The organism is Rhodococcus sp. Q1 (assembly GCF_004153645.1).
GTDB classification, from domain to species: Bacteria; Actinomycetota; Actinomycetes; order Mycobacteriales; family Mycobacteriaceae; genus Rhodococcus; species Rhodococcus gordoniae.
Genome location: NZ_SDMJ01000001.1, coordinates 384544 through 406667 on the forward strand (window position 1 = coordinate 384544; position 22124 = coordinate 406667).

General features: G+C 67.4%; 24 protein-coding genes. 13 read left to right on the forward strand and 11 right to left on the reverse strand.

Annotated elements, in window-relative coordinates; translation table 11 throughout:
- Positions 1 to 2 precede the first annotated feature (2 nt).
- From EQ874_RS01810 to EQ874_RS01825, 4 genes are read left to right on the forward strand one after another with little or no spacing between them, the layout of a single operon-like run.
- Positions 3 to 2009 carry an acetyl/propionyl/methylcrotonyl-CoA carboxylase subunit alpha gene (locus tag EQ874_RS01810; protein WP_129975200.1) on the forward strand — a complete coding sequence of 669 codons (2007 nt, stop codon included), beginning with the start codon at positions 3 to 5 and terminating at the stop codon, positions 2007 to 2009.
- A complete protein-coding gene (locus EQ874_RS01815; RefSeq protein ID WP_129975202.1) occupies positions 2006 to 3169 on the forward strand; it encodes an acyl-CoA dehydrogenase family protein in 1164 nt (387 codons plus the stop codon). The genes EQ874_RS01810 and EQ874_RS01815 overlap by 4 nt, the downstream gene beginning before the upstream one ends.
- Positions 3166 to 3660: a MaoC family dehydratase gene (locus tag EQ874_RS01820; protein WP_006550752.1), complete on the forward strand. Its 495-nt coding sequence runs from the start codon at positions 3166 to 3168 to the stop codon at positions 3658 to 3660. Before EQ874_RS01815 ends, EQ874_RS01820 begins: the two co-directional genes overlap by 4 nt.
- On the forward strand, positions 3657 to 4478 hold the full coding sequence (locus tag EQ874_RS01825; RefSeq protein ID WP_129975204.1) for a CoA ester lyase: 822 nt from the start codon (positions 3657 to 3659) through the stop codon (positions 4476 to 4478). The genes EQ874_RS01820 and EQ874_RS01825 overlap by 4 nt, the downstream gene beginning before the upstream one ends.
- 7 nt (positions 4479 to 4485) lie before the next feature.
- On the opposite strand, the gene EQ874_RS01830 is transcribed toward EQ874_RS01825, so the two are convergent.
- Complete coding sequence (locus EQ874_RS01830) at positions 4486 to 5259, reverse strand: IclR family transcriptional regulator (protein ID WP_129975206.1); 774 nt, start codon at positions 5257 to 5259, stop codon at positions 4486 to 4488.
- 202 nt (positions 5260 to 5461) lie between these two features.
- On the opposite strand from EQ874_RS01830, the gene EQ874_RS01835 reads away from it, so the two are divergent.
- Positions 5462 to 6223 (forward strand): CoA transferase subunit A, encoded by a 762-nt coding sequence (locus EQ874_RS01835; RefSeq protein WP_129975208.1) that lies wholly within the window; start codon positions 5462 to 5464, stop codon positions 6221 to 6223.
- Between the two features lie 4 nt (positions 6224 to 6227).
- Positions 6228 to 6881 carry a CoA transferase subunit B gene (locus EQ874_RS01840; protein ID WP_129975210.1) on the forward strand — a complete coding sequence of 218 codons (654 nt, stop codon included), beginning with the start codon at positions 6228 to 6230 and terminating at the stop codon, positions 6879 to 6881.
- Here the strand turns inward: EQ874_RS01840 and EQ874_RS01845 are convergent.
- Complete coding sequence (locus EQ874_RS01845) at positions 6868 to 7404, reverse strand: DUF1992 domain-containing protein (protein WP_016931951.1); 537 nt, start codon at positions 7402 to 7404, stop codon at positions 6868 to 6870. The two genes, EQ874_RS01840 and EQ874_RS01845, sit on opposite strands and share 14 nt — an antisense overlap.
- 116 nt (positions 7405 to 7520) lie before the next feature.
- On the opposite strand from EQ874_RS01845, the gene EQ874_RS01850 reads away from it, so the two are divergent.
- The 4 genes from EQ874_RS01850 to dmpG all read left to right on the forward strand — a co-directional run bounded on the left by EQ874_RS01850 (position 7521) and on the right by dmpG (position 11191).
- Positions 7521 to 8276: an IclR family transcriptional regulator gene (locus tag EQ874_RS01850; RefSeq protein ID WP_129975919.1), complete on the forward strand. Its 756-nt coding sequence runs from the start codon at positions 7521 to 7523 to the stop codon at positions 8274 to 8276.
- 91 nt (positions 8277 to 8367) lie between these two features.
- A complete protein-coding gene (locus tag EQ874_RS01855) occupies positions 8368 to 9210 on the forward strand; it encodes a fumarylacetoacetate hydrolase family protein (protein ID WP_016931953.1) in 843 nt (280 codons plus the stop codon).
- Positions 9207 to 10139, forward strand: coding sequence for an acetaldehyde dehydrogenase (acetylating) (locus EQ874_RS01860; protein WP_129975212.1), 933 nt, complete (start codon positions 9207 to 9209; stop codon positions 10137 to 10139). Before EQ874_RS01855 ends, EQ874_RS01860 begins: the two co-directional genes overlap by 4 nt.
- On the forward strand, positions 10136 to 11191 hold the full coding sequence (gene dmpG / locus EQ874_RS01865) for a 4-hydroxy-2-oxovalerate aldolase (RefSeq protein WP_016931955.1): 1056 nt from the start codon (positions 10136 to 10138) through the stop codon (positions 11189 to 11191). The genes EQ874_RS01860 and dmpG overlap by 4 nt, the downstream gene beginning before the upstream one ends.
- Before the next feature lie 76 nt (positions 11192 to 11267).
- Here the strand turns inward: dmpG and EQ874_RS01870 are convergent, their stop codons facing one another.
- From EQ874_RS01870 to EQ874_RS01910, 9 genes are all read right to left on the reverse strand, one after another.
- Positions 11268 to 11558 carry a GNAT family N-acetyltransferase gene (locus EQ874_RS01870; RefSeq protein ID WP_064062375.1) on the reverse strand — a complete coding sequence of 97 codons (291 nt, stop codon included), beginning with the start codon at positions 11556 to 11558 and terminating at the stop codon, positions 11268 to 11270.
- Positions 11559 to 11651: 93 nt separating this feature from the next.
- Positions 11652 to 12128, reverse strand: a complete 477-nt coding sequence (gene bfr, locus EQ874_RS01875) for a bacterioferritin (RefSeq protein ID WP_016931957.1) — start codon at positions 12126 to 12128, stop codon at positions 11652 to 11654.
- 48 nt (positions 12129 to 12176) lie between these two features.
- Entirely contained in the window at positions 12177 to 12374 is a 198-nt protein-coding gene (locus tag EQ874_RS01880) for a (2Fe-2S)-binding protein (protein WP_026002802.1), read from the reverse strand.
- Positions 12375 to 12516: 142 nt separating this feature from the next.
- On the reverse strand, positions 12517 to 13275 hold the full coding sequence (locus tag EQ874_RS01885) for an AIM24 family protein (protein WP_064062376.1): 759 nt from the start codon (positions 13273 to 13275) through the stop codon (positions 12517 to 12519).
- Positions 13272 to 13976 (reverse strand): AIM24 family protein, encoded by a 705-nt coding sequence (locus EQ874_RS01890; RefSeq protein ID WP_129975214.1) that lies wholly within the window; start codon positions 13974 to 13976, stop codon positions 13272 to 13274. Before EQ874_RS01890 ends, EQ874_RS01885 begins: the two co-directional genes overlap by 4 nt.
- Positions 13977 to 13982: 6 nt before the next feature.
- Positions 13983 to 14603 carry an AIM24 family protein gene (locus tag EQ874_RS01895; protein WP_064062378.1) on the reverse strand — a complete coding sequence of 207 codons (621 nt, stop codon included), beginning with the start codon at positions 14601 to 14603 and terminating at the stop codon, positions 13983 to 13985.
- A gap of 82 nt (positions 14604 to 14685) precedes the next feature.
- Positions 14686 to 15843: an acyl-CoA dehydrogenase family protein gene (locus EQ874_RS01900; protein ID WP_064062379.1), complete on the reverse strand. Its 1158-nt coding sequence runs from the start codon at positions 15841 to 15843 to the stop codon at positions 14686 to 14688.
- A gap of 56 nt (positions 15844 to 15899) precedes the next feature.
- Positions 15900 to 17093: an acyl-CoA dehydrogenase family protein gene (locus EQ874_RS01905; protein WP_064062380.1), complete on the reverse strand. Its 1194-nt coding sequence runs from the start codon at positions 17091 to 17093 to the stop codon at positions 15900 to 15902.
- Positions 17090 to 18334 (reverse strand): CoA transferase, encoded by a 1245-nt coding sequence (locus EQ874_RS01910; RefSeq protein ID WP_129975216.1) that lies wholly within the window; start codon positions 18332 to 18334, stop codon positions 17090 to 17092. Before EQ874_RS01910 ends, EQ874_RS01905 begins: the two co-directional genes overlap by 4 nt.
- A 301-nt stretch (positions 18335 to 18635) precedes the next feature.
- Here EQ874_RS01910 and EQ874_RS01915 point away from each other — a divergent pair, with 301 nt between their 5' ends.
- The 3 genes from EQ874_RS01915 (at position 18636) to EQ874_RS01925 (ending at position 22113) form a co-directional block, all read left to right on the forward strand.
- Positions 18636 to 19982: an MFS transporter gene (locus EQ874_RS01915; RefSeq protein ID WP_129975218.1), complete on the forward strand. Its 1347-nt coding sequence runs from the start codon at positions 18636 to 18638 to the stop codon at positions 19980 to 19982.
- Between the two features lie 166 nt (positions 19983 to 20148).
- Positions 20149 to 21279: a thiolase family protein gene (locus EQ874_RS01920; protein ID WP_129975220.1), complete on the forward strand. Its 1131-nt coding sequence runs from the start codon at positions 20149 to 20151 to the stop codon at positions 21277 to 21279.
- Positions 21280 to 21348: 69 nt separating this feature from the next.
- Positions 21349 to 22113: an SDR family NAD(P)-dependent oxidoreductase gene (locus tag EQ874_RS01925; RefSeq protein WP_064062384.1), complete on the forward strand. Its 765-nt coding sequence runs from the start codon at positions 21349 to 21351 to the stop codon at positions 22111 to 22113.
- The last annotated feature ends 11 nt before the right edge of the window (positions 22114 to 22124 follow it).

A 22124-nucleotide genomic window follows, 5' to 3' on the forward strand; every position in this document is an offset into this window, starting at 1 on the left:
CCATGACTGATACGACTCGGATCGACACGGTGTTGGTCGCCAACCGCGGTGAGATCGCGGTGCGCGTCATCCGCACCCTGAAGGCGATGGGCATCCGCTCGGTCGCCGTGTTCAGCGAGGCCGACCGCGACGCGCGGCACGTGCAGGAAGCGGACACCGCGGTGCTGCTCGGGCCGGCTGCGGCGCGTGAGAGTTATCTGGTGATCGACAAGGTGATCGACGCGGCCCTCGCGACCGGCGCGCAGGGCATCCATCCCGGTTACGGATTCCTCTCGGAGAACCCGGCTTTCGCCGCCGCGTGTGCCACCGCGGGCATCGCCTTCCTCGGCCCGTCCGCCCACGCCATCGAGACGATGGGCGACAAGATCACCGCCAAGGCGGCGGTGTCGGAGTTCGGCGTTCCCGTCGTGCCCGGCATCTCCCGCCCCGGCCTGACCGACGCCGAACTGATCGCGGGCGCCGACGAGGTGGGTTATCCCGTGCTCGTCAAGCCGTCGGCCGGCGGGGGCGGCAAGGGTATGCGGCTGGTGGAGGATCCGAAGGACCTGCCCGCCGCGCTCGAATCCGCCCGCCGCGAAGCTGCTTCGGCGTTCGGCGACGACACCCTCTTCCTCGAGCGGTTCGTGCAGCGTCCCCGCCACATCGAGGTTCAGGTGCTCGCCGACGCGCACGGCAACGTCGTGCACCTCGGCGAGCGCGAGTGCAGCCTGCAGCGACGCCATCAGAAGGTCATCGAGGAGGCGCCCTCGCCACTGCTCGACGAGGTCACCCGCGCCCGCATCGGTGAGGCCGCGTGCAACACCGCGCGCAGTGTCGACTACACCGGCGCCGGCACCGTCGAGTTCATCGTCTCCGCCGACAAGCCGGACGAGTTCTTCTTCATGGAGATGAACACCCGGTTGCAGGTCGAGCATCCCGTCACCGAGATGGTCACCGGCCTCGACCTCGTCGAATGGCAGGTGCGTATCGCCGGGGGCGAGCCACTCGGATTCACCCAGGACGACATCACGCTCACCGGTCATGCGATCGAGGCCCGTGTCTACGCCGAGGATCCCGCTCGCGGCTTCCTCCCGACCGGTGGCGAGATCGCCGACGTCGTCGAGCCCAGCGGCCCCGGGGTACGCGTCGACTCCGGTATCCGGGCCGGCACCGTCGTGGGCAGCGACTACGACCCGATGCTCGCCAAGGTCATCGCCCACGCCGACAACCGCGCCGCAGCGCTGCGCCGTCTCGACCGGGCGCTCGCGCAGACCGCGGTGCTCGGCGTCGTCACCAACGTCGACTTCGCGCGATTCCTGCTCGCCGACGACGACGTGATCGCCGGCGCGCTCGACACCGGCCTGCTCGACCGTCGACTCGGCGACTACACCCCACCCACGACCGCCGATTCCACGCTCGTCGCCGCGGCTGTCCTGCGGTGGCTCGACCGCTGGGCGGACGACACCACCGATCCGTGGGCGGTGCCCGACGGCTGGCGTGTCGGTGCCCACCGTCCCGTCACGTCGCGGCTCACCTCGGGCGACCGCACCGCGCACGTGCGCCTGACGGGAACCCCGGCCGCGGGCCTCGCCGAGGTCGAGGACGGTGAGACCTACCGCTTCAGCGCGGTGCTGCACGGCTCCGATCTGGCGGTGGTGCTCGACGGTCGTCGTCACAGCTACCGTGTCGGCGAATCCGACGGCGCGGTCTGGCTTTCCGACGGCCACGGCAGCGTCGCCGTCCGTGAGGTGCGGGAGGCGTCGGTACGCGGGGACGACGCGCACGCCGGTGATGCCGACATCACCAGCCCGATGCCCGGTGCCGTCATCGCGGTGTCCGTCGCGTCCGGCGACACCGTCACTGCCGGGCAGACGCTCGTCGTCGTCGAGGCCATGAAGATGGAACATTCGCTCACCGCTCCCGTCGACGGCACCGTCGAACTGTTCGCGACCGCCGGTGAGCAGGTCAAGGTCGATCAACTTCTCGCGCGGGTCACCCCGCACGCCGACACGGAGGAAGCACAGTCATGACGGAATACCTGGCCACGGGTCAACTTCCCGACGAGTACGAGCAGCTGCGCAAGACGGTCGCCGACTTCGCCCGCACCGTGGTCGCGCCGGTCGCCGCACAGCACGACGCCGAGCACTCGTTCCCCTACGAGGTCGTGCAGGGCATGGCCGAGATGGGTCTGTTCGGCCTGCCCTTCCCCGAGGAGTACGGCGGCATGGGCGGCGACTACTTCGCGCTGTGCCTCGCGCTCGAAGAGCTCGGCAAGGTCGACCAGTCCGTCGCCATCACCCTCGAGGCCGGTGTCTCGCTCGGCGCGATGCCGATCTACCGCTTCGGCAACGAGAAGCAGAAGCAGGAGTGGCTGCCGCAGCTCGCGACCGGCCGCAACCTCGCGGCCTTCGGTCTCACCGAGCCGGGTGCGGGCAGCGACGCCGGTGGCACGAAGACCACCGCGAAGCTCGAGAACGGCGAGTGGGTCATCAACGGCAACAAACAGTTCATCACCAACTCGGGCACCGACATCACCTCGCTGGTGACGGTCACCGCCGTCACCGGTGTGCGGGAGAACGGTAAGAAGGAGATCTCCACGATCCTCGTGCCGGCCTCCACTCCGGGCTTCACCGCCGAGCCCGCCTACAACAAGGTCGGCTGGAACGCTTCCGACACGCATCCGTTGACCTTCGCCGACGTGCGGGTCCCCGAGGAGAACCTCCTCGGCGAGCGGGGCCGCGGTTACGCCAACTTCCTGCGCATCCTCGACGAGGGCCGCATCGCCATCGCCGCACTGTCGACCGGCGCCGCCCAGGGCTGCGTCGACGAATCGGTGAAGTACGCCAAGGAACGCGAGGCGTTCGGTAGCCCGATCGGCAGCAACCAGGCCATCGCCTTCAAGATCGCCCGCATGGAGGCGCGCGCCCACACCGCGCGTACCGCCTACTACGACGCGGCCGCGGCGATGCTCGCCGGCAGGCCGTTCAAGAAGCAGGCCGCGATCGCCAAGCTCGTCGCGTCCGAGGCCGCGATGGACAACGCCCGCGACGCGACGCAGATCCACGGCGGCTACGGCTTCATGAACGAGTACGCCGTCGCGCGGCACTACCGCGACAGCAAGATCCTCGAGATCGGTGAGGGCACCACCGAGGTGCAGCTCATGCTCGTCGGGCGGGAGCTGGGACTGTGAGCGAGACCGACACCACCGTGGAGAAGCGGATCGTGCAGCGCGGACTGTGGTTCGAGGAGTTCGAACTCGGCGCGATCTACGAGCACCGCCCCGGCCGGACGATCACCGAGGCCGACAACACGCTGTTCACGACGCAGACGATGAACACGCAGGCGCTGCACCTCGACGCCGCCTATGCCGCCGAGACGAGTTTCGGTGAGCGGCTGGTCAATTCGATGTTCACGCTCTCGACGATCGTGGGACTGTCGGTCGCCCAGCTCACGCAGGGCACGATCGTCGCGAACCTCGGCTTCTCCGAGATCTCCTTCCCCAAGCCGCTGTTCCACGGCGACACGCTCTACGCCGAGACGAAGATCGTCGACAAGCGTGAGTCGAAGAGCCGCCCGGGGGAGGGTATCGTCACCCTCGAGCACACCGGTCGCAACCAGCACGGCGATGTCGTCGCCGTCGCCGTGCGCAAGACCCTCGTCCAGAAGAGGCCCACGACATGACCTGGGAACTTCCCGGCCCCGCATGGCTGTTCTGTCCTGCCGATCGTCCGGAGCGCTACGGCAAGGCGGCGGAACGTTCCGACGTGGTGATCCTCGATCTCGAGGATGCCGTCGCGCCGGCCGACAAGCGGGCCGCCCGTGAGGCGCTCGTCGCCACTCCGCTCGATCCCGAGCGCACCGTGGTGCGGGTCAACCCGGTGGGCACCGCCGACCACGAGGCCGACCTCGAAGCGCTGAACCGGACGTCGTACACGCGGGTCATGCTGCCCAAGTGCGAGAGCGGCGACGAAGTGCGCTCACTCGCCCCGCTCGAGGTGGTCGCGCTCATCGAGTCGCCCCTCGGGGTACTGGCCGTGGAGGACATCGCCGTCGCCGAGAACACCCTCGGAATGATGTGGGGGGCCGAGGATCTCGTGGCAGGGCTGGGTGGCAACGCGAGCCGTCGCGCCGACGGGACGTACCGGGCGGTGGCGCAGCACGCCCGGTCGGTGACCCTGCTCGCCGCGAAGGGTCACGCCCGCTGGGCGCTGGATTCGGTGTACCTGGACATCAAGGACACCGACGGCCTGTACGAGGAGGCGCTCGACGCCGTGGCGGTCGGATTCGACATCAAGGTGTCGATCCACCCGAGCCAGGTCGACGTGGTCCGCCGGGCATACGCCCCCACGCCGGAGGAGGAGGCGTGGGCGCGACGCGTCCTCGAGGCCGCCGAATCGGAGCGCGGTGTGTTCGACTTCGAAGGGAAGATGGTCGACGCCCCCGTGCTGCGGCACGCCGAGCGCGTGCTGCAACGCGCGTCGGCGGCGGCCTCGGCATGACCGTGCGTCACCGGGGACGGTGACGCAACAACTGAGTGAGACGGTGGGCGCTGTCGAGCAGCGCCTCACCGAGTTCGGGCACACGATCGGGCCGGAACCGGCTCTCCACGCCGGTCAGGCTCAATGCCCAGGTCGGGGTGCCGCGGTGATCGAACACCGCGGCGCCCATTCCCCAGCTGCCTTCGACGAGAAGGGCCGGATTGACGGCGTAGCCGGCCAGTCGCGTGGCCTCGAGGCGCTTCTCCAGTGCGGGTCGTGCATGGTCCGGTCCCCATTCCGCGGTGAGATCGACCCGCGACAGATACGCCGCGATGTCCTGGTCGTGCATGTGCGCGAGGATCGCCAGACCCGCGGACGCCACCCCGAGCGGGAAGCGGATCCCGATGTGGAGCACGTGCGAGCGCAGCGGGAAGCTGCCCTCCTCGCTCGCGAGGCACACCGTCTCGTCGCCCCGCCGCGCCGAGAGGAAGGCGCTCTCGCCGGTCGCGCGCGCCAGGTCGCGCAGCACGTCACCGGCGAGATCGGTGATGTCGTAGCGCACGGAGGCGAGCGACCCGAGCAGGTACAGCTCGGGTCCGAGGGCCCAGCGTCCCGACGCCGGATCCCGGTCGACGAGCCCTTCCTCGGCGAGCGAGCTGAGCAGCCGGTGCACGGTGGGCCGGGCGAGGTCGGTGGCGCGGGCGACCTCCGAGGTCGTCACCCCTTCCGGCTCGTGTGACGAGACGGTGCGCAGCAGAGCGGCGATCCGCGCGACCAGTTGACCCCGGGCATCGGATGACATGTCCCGATCATACGTCCACTGAGTGAACGGATTGACGATCTCTGTTCGATGTACGACCAATTGCCGGAAGATTTCTCGAAGCACTTGTGTTCCTTACCTGCCCGATCTTTAGTAGATCCCAGGAATGTGACCGCGTTCATCCAGTGGACGTGATCGGTTCAGCGGAGCACCCAGCGGCTCCCCGGATCCCGAGAGGTGTGAATTGGCAACGAAAGTGTTCGACACGGTGGCGGAGGCCGTCGCCGATATCCGTGACGGTGCGACTCTCGCGGTGGGCGGATTCGGATTGTGCGGCATCCCCGACATCCTGATCCAGGCCATCGCCGACACCGGCACCACCGACCTCGAGGTGTTCTCCAACAACTGTGGCGTCGACGGACACGGTCTCGGAATCCTGCTGGCAGACAAGCGTATCCGCCGGGTCACCGCGTCGTATGTCGGGGAGAACAAGGAATTCGCCCGGCAGTACCTCTCGGGTGAGCTCGAGGTCGAGCTGACCCCGCAGGGCACCCTCGCCGAGAAGCTCCGCGCCGGTGGCGCGGGCATCCCCGCCTTCTTCACCCCCGCCGGGGTCGGCACCCCCATCTCGCAGGGCGGACTGCCCTGGAAGTACAACGCCGACGGATCGGTCGCCGTGGCGTCGCCGGCGAAGGAGATCCGCGAGTTCCGCGGCAAGCGGTACGTGCTCGAGGAGTCCATCACCGCCGACTTCTCGCTCGTGCACGCCCTCAAGGGCGACACCGAGGGCAACCTCGTGTTCAACAAGGCCGCGATGAACTTCAACCCGCTCGCCGCCATGGCCGGGCGTGTGTGCATCGCCCAGGTCGAAGAACTCGTCGAGCCGGGCGAGATCGATCCCGGCGAGGTGCACCTGCCGGGCATCTTCGTGAACCGGGTCGTGCACACCGGTGTCCAGGACAAGCAGATCGAAAAGCGCACCGTCAGCGCCGGGAAGGGAGCGTAGAGACATGACCACAGCTGTCGAGACACTGGGCTGGACGCGCACGCAGATGGCTGAGCGAGCCGCACGCGAACTCGCTCCGGGGGAGTACGTCAACCTCGGCATCGGGTTGCCGACGCTGATCCCCAACTACCTGCCCGAGGGGGTGCACGTGACCTTGCACAGCGAGAACGGCATCCTGGGCACCGGGCCGTATCCGACCGAGGACGCCGTCGACCCGGATCTGATCAATGCCGGTAAGGAGACCGTGACGGTCGATCCCGGCGCGGCCTTCTTCGACTCGGCGCTGAGCTTCGGCATGATCCGCGGCGGCCACATCGACACCGCGGTGCTCGGCGGCATGGAGGTCTCGGCCACCGGCGATCTGGCCAACTGGATGGTGCCCGGCAAGATGGTCAAGGGCATGGGCGGGGCGATGGATCTCGTCCACGGGGCCCGCACGGTCATCGTGCTCATGGAGCACACCGACAAGCAGGGCAACCCGAAGATCGTCTCGCAGTGCTCGCTGCCGCTCACCGGCGAGGGCGTGGTCCAGCGCATCGTCACCAACCTCGCGGTGATCGACGTGACCGCCGACGGCCTCGTCCTGACCGAGTGCGCCCCGGGCGTCACCGAGGATCAGGTGCGCGCCGCCACCGGAGCACCGCTCACCCTTCCCTGACGACGGGCCGGTTCCGCCTGCGGAACCACCGGAAGATCCACCTTCTCCGCGCGACCCCGGTCTCGGACTCCGTCTCGAGCCGGGGTCGCGTCGAGTTCAGGGCCGTGCGGGCCTCCTCGCGACGACGTGCCCGCTCGACCTTCCACACCTCCACCATCTCCTCGGCGTCGACCTTGTGGATCGGTACGGGCAGGCCGCTCGGGAAACGCAGGCAGTCGGCGATCCGCCGGTTGAGATCGGAGACGATGTCGCGCACCACCTTCTCACTGGGCGCCGAGCCGACCGTGCCGGGCAGCCGCTCGATCTCGCGCCGCAACTGCAGTTCGGGCGGCAGCAGCGCCTCCGTCGACAGACCCTCACGCGCCAGATAACTCTTCACCCACCACAGATCGTCGTCGCCGTGGTCGGGGATGGGTTTGCCGTATCCGGGCAGATCGTCGAAATCGCCCCGGTCCTGCGCCACGCGGATCTGCCGTTCGATCCACGTCTCGAACGTCAGATCCCACCGCTTGCGCTCGGTCACACATCCAGGATGCCAGCGCGGGCGCCCGTCCCGGATGCGGTGCGTGGTGTCCTAACCTGAGCCACGTGGAAGGACAACGCGAGTCGCCGGTGCATGCCCGTCCGCCGGGCGACGGGGTGGACACCAACACGGTGCTCGGCAAGGTTGTCACCGTGCTGTGGGCGTTCACCGCGGACGACCATGTGCTCACCCTCGCCGAACTGGGCCGGCGCACGGGACTACCCAAGGGGACGCTGCACCGCGTCGTCACCGATCTCGTCGCCGTCCGCCTGCTCGACAAGGATCCGGCGGGATACCGCCTGAGCGGTCAGCTCTTCGAACTCGGTCTGCGTGCCTCCGTCGAGCGGGGGCTGGTCGAGGTCGCGATCCCGTTCATGGAGGATCTGTACGAGCGCACCCACGAGACCGTGCACCTCGGTGTCCCCGAAGGAGTCGAGGTCGTCTACGTCTCGAAGATCGGCGGGCACCGGCCCGCCTCCACACCGTCCCGGATCGGCGGGCGAATGCCCATGTACTGCACCGGGATCGGCAAGGCTCTTCTCGCGTTCTCCCCACCGGAACTGCTGGCGGAGGTGGTCGAGGCCGGCTTGTCGCGCAAGACTCCCCGGACCATCACGACCCCCGGCCGGCTCGGCGCGAACCTGGCGACCGTGGTGGAGCGTGGCGTGGCGTTCGAATTCGAGGAGTCCGCCGTCGGACTCGCCTGTGTCGCCGCCCCGATCTTCGACGAGGACGAGCGCCCGATCGCGGCGGTGAGCGTCACCGGTCCGGTCACCCGATTCCGTCCCGAGAAACACGGGGGTGCGGTGAAGGCCGCCGCCGCGGGCATCGCTGCCACCCACGCCCGTCGCGAGGCCATCCGCAACTTGTGAGGCCGAGCGTTCCACTCACCGGAACCTCACGCTATGCCGGAGCGTGTGTCCCGGTAACGATGGGGATCGACCATCGAAGGACGAGGACGTGATGACTACGAGCTCCAACACCCCATCCGTGGCGGATCGCACCCGCGTCGCCGGTGCGGCAGACCGCCTCATCGAGGCCATGCGCAGCGCCGTGCCGTGTGGCCCGGTCCGCGATCTGATCGGGGAGACCGACATCGACCTGGCGTACGCGGTGCAGCAACAGCTCACCGACAGCCGGCTCGCCGCGGGCGCCCGCATCGTCGGCCGCAAGATCGGCCTGACGTCCCCGGCGGTGCAGGGGCAGCTCGGTGTCGATCGTCCCGACTTCGGCGTGCTCTTCGACGACATGGACGTCACCGGCCTCGACGAGGTACCCAGCGACCGTCTGCTCCAGCCGAAGGCCGAAGCCGAGATCGCATTCGTCCTCGCCGCCGACCTCGACTCGGACGATCTCGATCTCGCGACCGTCCGGGCCGCCGTCGGGCACGCGGTCGCCGCACTCGAGATCGTCGACAGCCGCGTCGACGGCTGGGACATCAAGATCACCGACACCGTCGCCGACAATGCTTCCAGCGGCCTCTACGTGCTCGGCTCGCAGACGCTCACCCTCGACGAGTTCGAGCCGATCGACGTCACCATGCGGATGTACGTCGACGACGAACTCGTCTCCGAGGGGACCGGCGCGGCGTGCCTCGGCGATCCCCTGAACGCGTTGCTGTGGCTCGCTCGCACGGCACGCGAGTTCGGGCAGCCCCTGCGCGCAGGGCAGGTTGTGCTGTCGGGCGCACTCGGCCCCATGGTTCCGGCACCCCCCGGTGTCACGGTCCGCGCCGAGATCTCCTCGCTCGGCACCGTGACAGCGCGTTTCTCTTCCGAAAGCTCCACCGCACAGGAGAACTCATGACCACCAAGGTTGCCATCATCGGGTCGGGCAACATCGGCACCGACCTGCTCATCAAGATCAAGCGACTGGCGGACGCCGAACTCGAGACCATCGCGTTCGTGGGTATCGACCCCGAGTCCGACGGACTCGCCCGGGCGAAGCGTCTCGGTATCGATGCCATCTCCACGGGCGTCGAGGGCCTCCTCGAGCACCCCCGGTTCGACGAGATCGAGATCGTCTTCGACGCGACGTCGGCGAAGGCACACGAGTACAACGAGAAGCTCCTGCGCCCGCACGGGAAGATGCTCATCGACCTCACGCCGGCCGCGATCGGCCCGTACACGGTGCCGCCGGTGAATCTCACCGAGCATCTCGACGCGCCGAACGTCAACATGGTCACCTGCGGTGGACAGGCGACGATCCCGATCGTCGCCGCTATCTCCCAGGTCACCAAGGTGCACTGGGCCGAGATCGTCGCCTCGATCTCCTCGAAGTCGGCCGGTCCCGGTACCCGCGCCAATATCGACGAGTTCACCGAGACCACCTCGCAGGCCATCGAGAAGATCGGTGGTGCCACGCGCGGCAAGGCGATCATCATCCTCAACCCGGCCGAACCGCCGATGATCATGCGCGACACCGTGCTCGCGCTCGTCGGCGAGGACCGCAAGGACGAGATCGTCGCGTCCGTCGAAGCGATGGTCGCGAAGGTCCAGGAGTACGTGCCCGGTTACGCCCTCAAGCAGGAGGTGCAGTTCACCGAGGTCACCGAGTCCATGGCGACGCTCACCGACCACACCGGTCCCCTGTGGAAGGTCGCGGTGTTCCTCGAGGTCAAGGGCGCAGCACACTATCTGCCCGAGTACGCGGGCAATCTCGACATCATGACCTCTGCGGCGCTGCAGGTCGCACGCGCCGTGGCGGCACGCACGAAGGATCAGGTGACGGCATGACCGCGGCAACGACGACGACTCGCGAATTCGCAGGCGACGGAACGGCTCTGTACATCCAGGACGTGACCCTGCGCGACGGCATGCACGCCATCCGTCACCGCATCACGCCGCAGGACGTCGCGAAGATCGCCGGTGCGCTCGACCGTGCCGGTGTGGACGCCATCGAGGTGTCGCACGGCGACGGTCTCGCCGGTCACTCCCTGACCTACGGCCCCGGCAGCAACACCGACTGGGAGTGGCTCGAAGCCGCAGCGGGAGCGATCAACTCGGCGACTCTCACCACGCTGCTCCTGCCCGGAATCGGAACCGTCCACGAGCTGAAGCGCGCCTACGAGATCGGCGTGCGGTCGGTGCGTATCGCGACGCACTGCACCGAGGCCGACGTCTCCGCGCAGCACATCGCCGCGGCGAAGGAACTCGGCATGGACGTGTCCGGCTTCCTGATGATGTCGCACATGGCTCCGTCCGAGGAGCTCGCCCGGCAGGCGAAGCTCATGGAGTCCTACGGTGCCGACTGCGTCTACGTCACCGACTCCGGCGGACGCCTCACGATGGACGGTGTCCGCGAGCGTGTGCGTGCCTACCGTGAGGTCCTGAACGAGACCACTCAGATCGGCATCCACGCGCACCAGAACCTGTCGCTGTCGGTCGCCAACTCCGTGTGTGCCGTCGAGGAAGGCGTCATCCGCGTCGACGCATCGCTGGCCGGACACGGTGCCGGCGCCGGTAACTGCCCGATCGAGCCGTTCGTCGCCGTCGCCGACCTGCTCGGATGGAAGCACTCCTGTGATCTGTTCGGGCTGCAGGACGCCGCCGACGATCTCGTGCGTCCGTTGCAGGACCGTCCGGTGCAGGTCGACCGCGAGACCCTCACCCTCGGCTACGCCGGCGTGTACTCGAGCTTCCTGCGTCACGCCGAGACTGCCGCGAGCATCTACGGTCTCGACACCCGCGACATCCTCGTCGAGATCGGCCGCCGCGGGCTCGTCGGTGGTCAGGAGGACATGATCACCGACGTCGCACTCGACCTGCGCAATCGCGCAGGACACTGATCCGGTCGCATCCGACCGGAACAGCTGCGTCGGGCGCGGCACGACCCACCCGGTCGTGCCGCGCCCGCGTGCATGTCTAGGTAGTCAGATCCTGGTAGTCGGGGTGTTCGGTGACGAACTTGTCGACGTACGAGCAGATCGCGACGATGCGCTTGCCGCGTTCGCGGACGTCGTCGAGAGCGAAACCGACGAGTGTGCCCCCGAGTCCCTGCCCGGAGTAGCCCTTGTCGATCTCGGTGTGGTCGAAGACGAGGCGACCGTCGTCGTCGGGGTGGTACTGCGTGTACCCGATGACGGCGTCGTCGTCCCGGACTTCGTAACGTTGCTTCTCGGCGTTGTGCACCACGGTCACGGACGAATCGCTCATGGTCTTCCTCTCCACCGACGACGGGCTGGTGTGTCCCACAGCATAGAGAAACGGGCCGCGGCGCAGTGCCGCGGCCCGTTCCGTCGTGCCGGGTTATTCCGGCGGAGAGATGTGCTGGGCGAGGTACAACGGCTCACCGAGTTGCTCGATCAGATCGAGCTGGGTTTCGAGGTAGTCGATGTGTTCCTCCTCGTCGGCGAGGATCTCCTCGAAGATGTTGGCCGAGGTGATGTCGCTGACCGAGCGCATGTACTCCGATCCCTTCCGGAGCCGGTCGCGGGCCTCGATCTCCACCTGCAGGTCGGCCTCGAGCATCTCCTTGACGGTCTGGCCCAGACGCAACGCCCCGAGGCGCTGGTAGTTGGGGAGCCCGTCGAGATACAGGATCCGATCGGTGAGTCTCTCGGCGTGACGCATCTCGTCGAACGACTCGTCGCGGGTGTGCTTCGCGAGTTTCGCCCATCCGCGGTTGTCCTGCATCTTCGAATGCAGGAAGTACTGGTTGATCGCGGTGAGCTCGGCAGTGAGTTGTTCGTTGAGCAACTCGATGACCTTCTTGTCGCCCTTCATGGCACCTCCCGGGGTGAACCATCAGGTTTACCGCCGGGTAGGGGCTGGCTACACGGCGGTCTCGAGTTCGATGGTCTCATTCCGCCCGCGTGCCTGCCGGATGATCGCCGAGATGTTCCGGACGCAGCTGCCGCAATCGGTGCCGGCGCGGCACTTGGCACTCACCTCGCGGGTGCATCGTGCGCCCGCGGCCACCTCGGCCTCGATGTGGTGGTGGGTAAGAGCGTGGCAACTGCAGACGATCATCAGAGCCACCTTTCTGCGACCGAGGGAACACTCACTTAGGTAGTCCAAACCTTACACCGGCTTAGGCTAGCCTAGCTTGTGAGCGTAGTCACAGAACGAGGGGTGCGGATCGGTGTTGTGCCCAGTTCCCCGCCAGGGTGTGTCACAGCTGTTGCTGTTGTTGCATCTGTTGCGACACCACCTGGTTGATCCGCTGTAGTCCCGGCGACGTGAGGCCCGGGATCTGGTTCTCGATCGTGCGCACCAGCGGTGAATCGTCGAGGACCTTCTCGCTGGACTGGATCAGGACGGTGCCCGCACCGGTGAAATCGAACTGCCGCTCCTCGCCCGACTGCACCCCGAAACGGCGCGCCCCGGCAGAGACGAAGCCTGTGATCCACGATTCGTCGTAGTGGTGGCTGGGGGACGGACAGTCGGCCCATCCGACCAGCGCCTCCGGATCCACCCGCAGTGGCGGTTCGGCGAACATCACCGGGCCGTTCGACGACGCGAGGAACCGGCCCGTGCCGATCAGGGTGAGGAAGCCCGGCACGATCGACTGGTTCAACGACAGGCCCGGCTCGAACGCGAGCAGGTTCGCCTGACGGATGGTGAGGTTGCCGTCGTCGAGGTCGTAGGAGTTGATGTCGTAACCGCGGTCGCCGAGGATCAGCTTCCCGAAGCCCTCGGCGACGACGTAATCGCCGAGGTAGAGCGGCGCCGAGAACTGCTGCGCCACCATCTGCAGCAGGCCGCCCTGCAAACCGTGGGTGAGCGCCGAGAACTGCATCTGCCCGTAGTAGGCGATCATCGCGCCCTTCGACAGGAACCACGGCGACTGCAGGTCGATGCAGTAGGCGTACGAGTTACCGGGCACGTTGTCGCTGCCCGTGAAGCTCGAGGGATTCAGGACGGTACTCACAGTTTCTCCTCCGATGCCTGCACGTAGACGATTCCCTGACCGGTGCACTCGAGTTGCATGGCCTCCCCGCCGGTGCGCCCGACGTTCCGCCAGCTCATCGAGGACTTCAGCTCGGTGCGGACCGGGCCGTAGGACGCCACGAACGCCTGCGGGTCGACGACCACCGGAGTCGGGCCCCCCACCTGCAGCTCGAACACTCCGCCGTGGGCGAGCAGCACCGCCGCACCCTGGCCGGTCAGCTGGGTGGTGAACATGCCCGTGCCGGTCATCGCGCCGGTGGCCGCGCCCCGCAGCGCACCGAACAGACCCCCACCGCCACCGCCGCCACCGGAAGCCGCGGCCACCGAGACGACGGCGGACTGCAGTCCGGGTGTGTGAGCGAGCAGGCGGGAGGCCTCCACGCGCAGTTCCCCGCCGGCGGACATGTCGACGATGTGCGTCTCTAGTCCGCGGAAGCCGTAGTGCACGACACCGTCGCCCTGCGCGAGCATCGTGGCCTCGTGCTCGCCTTGCAGCATGCGCCCCGCCATGCCGGCGAGTCCGCCGAGGCCGGGCGCACCCCCGGCCCCGCCGGGAACGCCGTGAGGGGAGAACCGCACGTTGCCGGTGTAGAACAGCATCGCGCCGCGCCGCGCCACGACGGGACCGGACTGCCGCAGGTCGACACGGACGACCTTGCCGTTGATCTTCGTGAAGCTCATCTGTTCCTACCGTTCCGCCGGCTGGATGGAGACGACGCCCACGCCGTCCCATTTCAGGGAGAACGCCTCGCCGCTGCCCTGACCGATGGCCGAGCGCCACGACACGTCGGTGACGAACGACTGCGAGAGTTGGCCTTTCGCACACACGAAGGCGTCGGGATCGACGACGAGCGGATACTGTGGCGACACCTCGAGATGGATGAGCGGACCCCCGGCCGACAGCAACGCGACCTGTCCGGTGCCGGTGACGGTGGTGGTGAACAGCCCCTGCCCGCTCATGCCGCCACGCAGGCCTGCGAAGGTGACGTTGGTGTTCAGGTTTCCGCTCAGGGCGAGCAGCTGCTCGGATTCGACCTGCAGGGTCTCGTTGTTCAACTCCAGGATCGTGACGTCCTGCGCCTGGTGCGCGAGATACACGACGCCCGTGCCGGCGCATTCCATGAGGGACAGGCCCTCGCCGGTCGCGCGTTGCCGCAGACCGGCGAGAACGCCTTCGCCACCGCCGAACCCGGCGGACTTGAAAGTGATCTGTCCCTCGTAGGCCACCATCGACCCGGACAGTGCCCGGACCGCGGAACTACTGAGCCGAGCCTCGATGACCCGTTTCGATTTCACGAGCAGTTGCATGGGGCAAGACGATAGCCGGAAAAGACTTCGGTGGAGTGGACCCCGGGTCGCGGGTCCACTCCACCGAAATGGTTCAGCAGACCTACAGGCCGAGATCCTTGGCGATGATCGTCTTCATGACCTCGCTGGTGCCGCCGTAGATGCGGCTGACACGGGTGTCCGCGTACAGGCGCGCGATGGGGTATTCGGTGATGTATCCGTACCCACCGTGCAGTTGCAGGCACTTGTCGATGATGCGGCCGGCCGCCTCGGTCGAGAACAGCTTCGCGCGGGCCGCGTCGGCCACCGACAGCTCACCGCGGTCGTTGAGTTCGATCGCGTTGTCGACCATGATCTGCATCGCCTGCAGTTCCGTCGAGCACTCGGCGAGCACGAACTTGGAATTCTGGAACGAGGCGACGGGCTTGCCGAAAACCTTGCGCTCCTTGGTGTATGCGATCGCGTGCTGGATGGCGGCCGCGGCGGTGGCGGCAGCACCGAACGCGATCGTCAGGCGTTCCTGGGCGAGGTTCTGCGTCAGGTACGAGAAGGCCTCACCCTCCTTGCCGAGCAGATCGGTGACGGGCACCTTCACGTCGTCGAACGACAGTTCGGCGGTGTCGGAGGCCTTGAGGCCGATCTTGTCGAGCTTGCGTCCGACGGAGAAACCTTCGGAGGTGGTGTCGACGACCAGGATCGACAGGCCACCGCGACGGTTGTCGGGATCGAACGGAGTCGTCCGGCACACCACGAGGATGCGATCGGCGAGGGCACCGCCCGTGATGAACGTCTTCGCGCCGTTGACGACGTAGTGGCTGCCGTCCTCCGACAGCTTCGCGGTGGTCGCGATGTTGGCGAGGTCGGAACCGGTGCCGGGCTCGGTCATTGCGATCGCGAACATCAGCTCGCCCGAAGCGAATCCGGGGATCCACCGTTGCTTCTGTTCGTCGGTGGCGTTCTCCATGAGGTACGGCAGGATCAGGTTCGAGTGCACCGAGTACGAGCCGAACGTCACGCCGGCAGCGGAGGTTTCCTCGGCGACGACAACGTTGAACTTGAGTGACGACTCGCCGCCGCCACCGAACTCCTCGGGCGCCTGGATTCCGAGGATGCCCAGTTCGCCGAGGCGGTTGTAGAACGTGCGCGGCGGGTGGCCGGCGTCTTCCCACTCGTGGTAGACGGGAGTGACTTCCTTGGCGATGAAGTCGCGCACCGTCTGCCGGAACGCCTCGTGATCCTCGTCGAATACCGTACGCTTCACGCGTTGTCCTTCCGGATGTATAGGTATGGAAACCGATCCAATTGCGGCGCAATCTATTACAGTGCGTAGCTGCGGAGGATGCCCTTGCCGATGATGGTCTTCTGGATCTCGCTGGTGCCCTCACCGATCAGCAGGAAGGGAGCCTCGCGCATGAGACGTTCGATCTCGTACTCCTTGGAGTAGCCGTATCCGCCGTGGATGCGGAAACTGGCCTGGGTGACCTCGGAGCAGTACTCGCTGGTGAGGTACTTCGCCATGCCGGCGGCGACGTCGTTGCGCTCACCCGAGTCCTTCAGGCGGGCGGCGTTGACCATCATCAGGTGGGCCGCCTCGACCTTGGTGGCCATCTCCGCGAGGGAGAACGAGATCGCCTGGTGCTGGGCGATGGGTTTACCGAAGGTGGTGCGCTGCTGGGCGTACCGCGCGGCGAGCTCGAAGGCACGGATCGCGACACCGCAGGCACGGGCCGAGACGTTGACGCGGCCGATCTCGACGCCGTCCATCATCTGGAAGAAGCCCTTGCCGGGCTCACCGCCGAGAATCGAATCGGCCGATGCCTTGTAGTTGTCGAAGACGAGTTCGGTGGTGTCGATGCCCTTGTACCCCATCTTGTCGATCTTGCCGGGGATGGTGACGCCCGGGACGACCTCACCGAAGCCGGCGGGCTTCTCGACGAGGAACGCCGTGAGGTTCTTGTGCGCCTTGTCGGAGCCTTCCTCGGTCTTGACCAGCGCTGCGACGAGGGTGGAGCTACCACCGTTGGTCAGCCACATCTTCTGGCCGTTGATGACGTAGTCGCCGTCGGCGTCGCGCTCGGCCTTGGTGCGGATCGCGGCGACGTCGGAGCCGAGTTCGGGCTCGGACATCGAGAACGCGCCGCGGACCTCGCCGGTGGCCATGCGCGGCAGATAGTACTGCTTCTGCGCTTCGGTGCCGTGCCGGCGGATCATGTACGCGACGATGAAGTGCGTGTTGACGACACCCGAGACGCTCATCCAGCCGCGGGCGAGTTCTTCGACGCACAGCGCGTAGGTCAGCAGCGACTCGCCGAGTCCGCCGTACTCCTCGGGGATCATCAGCCCGAACAGACCCATATCGCGCATCCGGTCGACGATGGCCTGCGGGTAGGTGTCCGAGTGCTCGAGTTCCTGAGCGTTCGGGATGATCTCGCGGTCGACGAAGGTGCGGACCGTGTCGAGGATCTCGGACTGCAATTCCGTCAGACCGAGGGTCTGGGCGAGGCGGGTCATGCGTGCTCTTTCGGGGAGATGCGGATGGTGCCGGATGCTGCGAGGGCGTCGACCTCGTCGTCGGTCAGCCCGAGATGTTCGGTGAGCACCTCGGCGGTGTCGTCGCCGTTGGCCGGCGCGGGACGGACCTCGGGGTACCGGCCGTCGAAGGACATCGGGGTGCTCGGTGCGTGGTAGCTGCCGATGCGCGGCTGGTCGAGCTTGTGGAACATCGGGTTGTCGGTCACGCGCGGGTCGGCGGCGAGCTCGGCGAAGGTGCGGTAGCGCTCGTGCAGGATAGAGGTGCCGGCCAGGGTCTTCTCGACCTCGTCGGCGGTGTGACGGGCGAACCAGGCGCCGAACAGGCTGTTCAGCACGTGACGGTGTTCGAACCGGGTGCCCTCGTCGCGGAAGTTCACGCCCAGTGCGGATTCGAGGGCGGCCACGGCGTCGGCGGTGCCGGTGAGCCCGGTGAGATCGCGGAAGTGCCGTGGCGTGAGCGCGACGATCATGAAGCGTGCGCCGTCGCTGGTGGCGAAGTCGCCGCCGTAGGTGCCGTAGACGGAGTTGCCGACCTTCTCCCGGACGGGACGGCCGAGCTGGGCCTCGGCGATGTAGCCGAGATTGCCGACGGTCGCGAACGCGACGTCCTCGAGCGGAAGCACAACCTTCGTTCCGGCACCGGTGATCTCGCGGCGATAGACGGCCGAGGCGACCGACAGGGCGGCGTACAGGCCGCACGAGACGTCCCAGGCGGGCAGCACGTGGTTGACCGGGGTCGAGACGTTCTCGGCGCCGGTGACCTGCGGGAAGCCCGCGGCGGCGTTGACGGTGTAGTCGACGGCACCGGTGCCGTCGGCGCGACCGAGGACCTGCACGTGGATCAGGTCGGGGCGGATCGCGGCGAGCTCGTCGTAGTCGAGCCACGAGCGACCGGCAGCGTTGGTGACCAGCACGCCGGCATCGATGATCAGGTCGCGGATCAGCTTCTGCGCGTCCGCATTACGGAAATCCGCTGCGAACGACCGCTTGCCCTTGTTCAGGCCGGCCCAGTAGATCGACTCGTTGTCGTCGGTGACCGGCCAGCGACGGTAGTCGGCGGCACCGCCGATCGGGTCGACCCGGATCACGTCGGCGCCGAGCGCGGCCAGGGTCATGCCGCACAGGGGTGCGGCCACGAAGCTGGACACCTCGACCACGCGCACTCCCGCGAGGGGTGCAGTGGACGAGGGCAGCTCGTCGGTGGAAGCGGTGGAATTCATGCTGGGCTCGCTCGTCGTCGCAGATTGTTTCGGGCACAGTCAGCATGCCCAGGTTCTGCCGCCGGGAACAGCGCCGATCGGCTATCGCTCGGTTAGCGCAGACCAATACTCGATGCGGACCGAATCCGCCCGGTGAGGGGTCATAGGTTTCAGTGATCGATTCGTTCATCTTCCGCTCTTTGTGTCGGGTGACCTGGCTCACGTTCAATACATGCAGACGCCAGGCGTGACGTTCTTCCGACAGCGACATGCAGATTGTTCGCAAGTCGGCCATCCCGCTCGAGTTCTGAAGGGACTCTCAGTGACCACAGGCGAAATCGCGCACGACAAGTCGGCCACCGCCGACGGACCCGGCCGGCCGGTGACCGGCTCGACACCTCTCGTGACCCCGGGCCGCGCGTGGAGCATGACCGGCCTGGTCATCTTCCTCTACGTCGTCAACTACGCCGACAAGGCCGTCCTCGGCATCATCGCCCAGCCTCTGGCGCGTGAGCTCGGCATGAGCTCCTCCCAGATCGGCCTGGTCGGTTCGCTGTTCTTCGTCACATTCACCGTCGGCGGATTCTTCGCCGGGCCGCTGAACAAGTACATGACCCTCCGCTGGGCCCTGCTGGCCCTCGGCCTGATCTGGTCGGTGGTCATGCTGCCGCTCGTCGTCAGCGCGAGCTTCGCGATGCTGGTGGTCACCCGCATGCTGCTCGGTCTCGCCGAAGGACCGAGTTCGGCACTCATGCACACCGCCGCGTACTCGTGGCACCCGCCGGCCAAGCGTGGCCTGCCCGGCGCCTTCCTGGCCGGTTCCGCCTCGGTTGCCAAGATCGCCCTCGCTCCCGTCCTGACCTTCATCACCGTCGAGTGGGGATGGCGTGCCGCGCTGATCTCGCTGTCGATCCTCGGTGCGGTCTGGATGGGCTGCTGGCTCCTCGGCTGGAAGGAAGGTCCCTACACCAGCAAGGCCGTCAAGGGCGCCGCGACCGCCGCCTCCGCCGTGCAGACCGAACCGTCCGTGCCGTGGCGCAGGATCTTCCTCACCCGCACCTTCCTCAGCTGTGCGATCCTGATCATGGTCGTCTACGCGTTGACCACCGTCGTCCTGACCTGGCTGCCGTCCTACTTCGAGGTCGGTCTCGGCTACAGCGCTCTGCAGGCCGGCTCGATGTTCGCCCTGCCGTCCATCATCGGACTGTTCCTCATGATCAGCTCGGGCACGGTCACCGACCGTCTCAGCGCCAAGGGTTACCGTTCGCGGGTCGTCCGCATCATCGTGCCCGCCGTCGGCGTGCTCATCTGCGGTGCCATCCTGGTCTTCCTCCCCTCCATCGGCACGCCGGGTCTCGCCGTCGCAGTCGTCTCCATCGGTTACGGATTCGGTGCCATCGCGTTCCCGCTCATCAACGCCGCGATCTCCGAGCTGTGCCCGCCGCAGCAGACCGCGGGCACGATGGGGGTCTTCCTCGCGCTGATGGCCGTCGGCGGTCTGGTCGCCCCCTACGGCACGGGTGTCCTCGTCGACAACGCCGCCACTGCGGCGGAGGGTTACGCAACGGCCTTCCAGGTCATCGGTGCACTCGGTGCGCTCGCCGCGATCCTGGTCCTGTTCCTCGCGAACCCGGAGCGCGATCGCAAGATCATCCGGGCCGCGGCCTGACCAGTTCGGCATAGCTTCCACCTAACGGAAGCTTCCGCCGAAAGACTTTCCCCTACCGGCCGGGTGCATGGTCTCCTCGACTGTGAGGACCACCACCCGGCCGGTCGTCGTTTCCCATCACGGTTGCCCGGCAGCCGTGTCCCGCAACAGCAAAGGACCGATTCGCATGCGCGATGCCGTGATCGTCGACGCCGTCCGTTCTCCCATCGGACGTCGCGGTGGTGCACTGTCCGAGATCCACCCCGTCAACCTGTCCGCACACGTGCTGACCGTGCTGGCCGAGCGGACCGGCCTCGACCCCGCCACGATCGACGACGTCCAGTGGGGTTGCGTGAGCCAGGTCGGCGACCAGGCCGGAATCGTCTCGCGCAGCGCCGTGTTCGCGGCCGGATGGCCGGTCACCGTGCCCGCCACCACGATCAACCGCGCGTGCGGATCGAGCCAGCAGGCCGTGTCCTTCGCCGCCGCGACCGTCATCTCCGGACAGAACGACGTCGTGATCGCCGGTGGTGTCGAGTCCATGAGCCGCGTGCCGATGGGCAGCGCCGGCAAGGACGGCCGGCCCTTCCCGCAGAACGTGCTCGACCGCTTCGAGGTCGCGGGCTTCAGCCAGGGCATCGGGGCGGAGATGATCGCGGAGAAGTGGGGTTTCTCCCGCACGCAGCTCGACGAATTCTCGCTGCGCTCGCACGAACTGTCCGCGGCCGCCACCGACGCGGGCGCGTTCACCGGACAGATCGCCCCGGTCGGCGACTTCGCCACCGACGAGGGCATCCGCCGCGGCGGAAGCCTCGAGTCACTCGCCGAGCTCAGGACCGTCTTCAAGGAGGACGGGGTGATCCACGCCGGCAACTCCTCGCAGATCTCCGACGGCGCCGGCGCCCTGCTCATCACCACCAGCGAATACGCTGCGGCACAAGGCTGGACCCCGCTCGCCCGCATCCACACCGCCGTCGTCGCCGCCGACGACCCGGTCGTCATGCTCACCGGCCCGATCCCCGCCACCGAGAAGGCACTGAAGCGTTCCGGCCTGTCCATCGACGACATCGGCGCCTTCGAGATCAACGAGGCGTTCGCACCGGTGCCGCTCGCATGGCAGGTCGAGACCGGCGCGAAGCCCGACCGCCTCAACCCACTCGGCGGCGCGATCGGTGTCGGTCACCCGCTCGGCGGATCCGGTGCCATCCTCATGACCCGCCTCGTGCACCACATGCGCGACAACGGCATCCGTTACGGACTGCAGTCGATGTGCGAAGCCGGCGGCATGGCCAACGCCACCATCCTCGAAGTGCTCTGATTCGAAAGCTCTCCGAGCCGTCCTGATTCCACTTCGTCACCCAGCTGCTACGAACTCGAAGGAAGCACAATGGAACTCAAAGGTCTGTCCGTCGCCGTCACCGGCGGAGCATCCGGTCTCGGCCTCGCCACCGCACGTCGCGTCCTGGCGACCGGTGGCAACGTCACTCTCATCGACCTCCCCGGCTCGAACGGTGAGGAGATCGCGAAGGAACTCGGCGACGGCGCCGTCTTCGCCCCCGGCGACGTGACCGATTCGGAGCAGTTCGCGGCAGCACTGGATGTCGCGCACGAGCGCGGCGGTCTGCGCGGTGTCGTGCACTGCGCCGGCGCCGGACGCAAGATGCGTGTCCTCGACAAGGAGGGCAAGGCCGGTTCGCTCGAGGATTTCGAGTTCGTGATCCGCCTCAACCTCATCGGCTCGTTCAACGCGCTGCGTCTCGGCGCCGAGCGCATGGCCGAGCTCGACCTCATCGAGGACGAGCGCGGCGCCGTCGTCATGACCGCCTCCGTCGCGGCCTTCGAGGGCCAGATCGGCCAGATCAATTACTCGGCATCCAAGGCCGGCATCGTCGGCATGACGATCGTCGCCGCACGCGACCTCGCCAGCAAGGGCATCCGCGTCAACACCATCGCCCCGGGCATCATGGACACCCCGCTGCTCGCCCGTCTACGCGACGACGTCCGCAAGTCGCTCGAGGCGACGGTGCCCAACCCGTCCCGTCTAGGCAGACCCGACGAGTTCGGCCGCCTCGCGACCGACATCCTCGAGAACGGCTACCTCAACGGTGAGACCATCCGCCTCGACGGCGCCATCCGTATGGCACCGCGTTGAGCCGGGCGTCG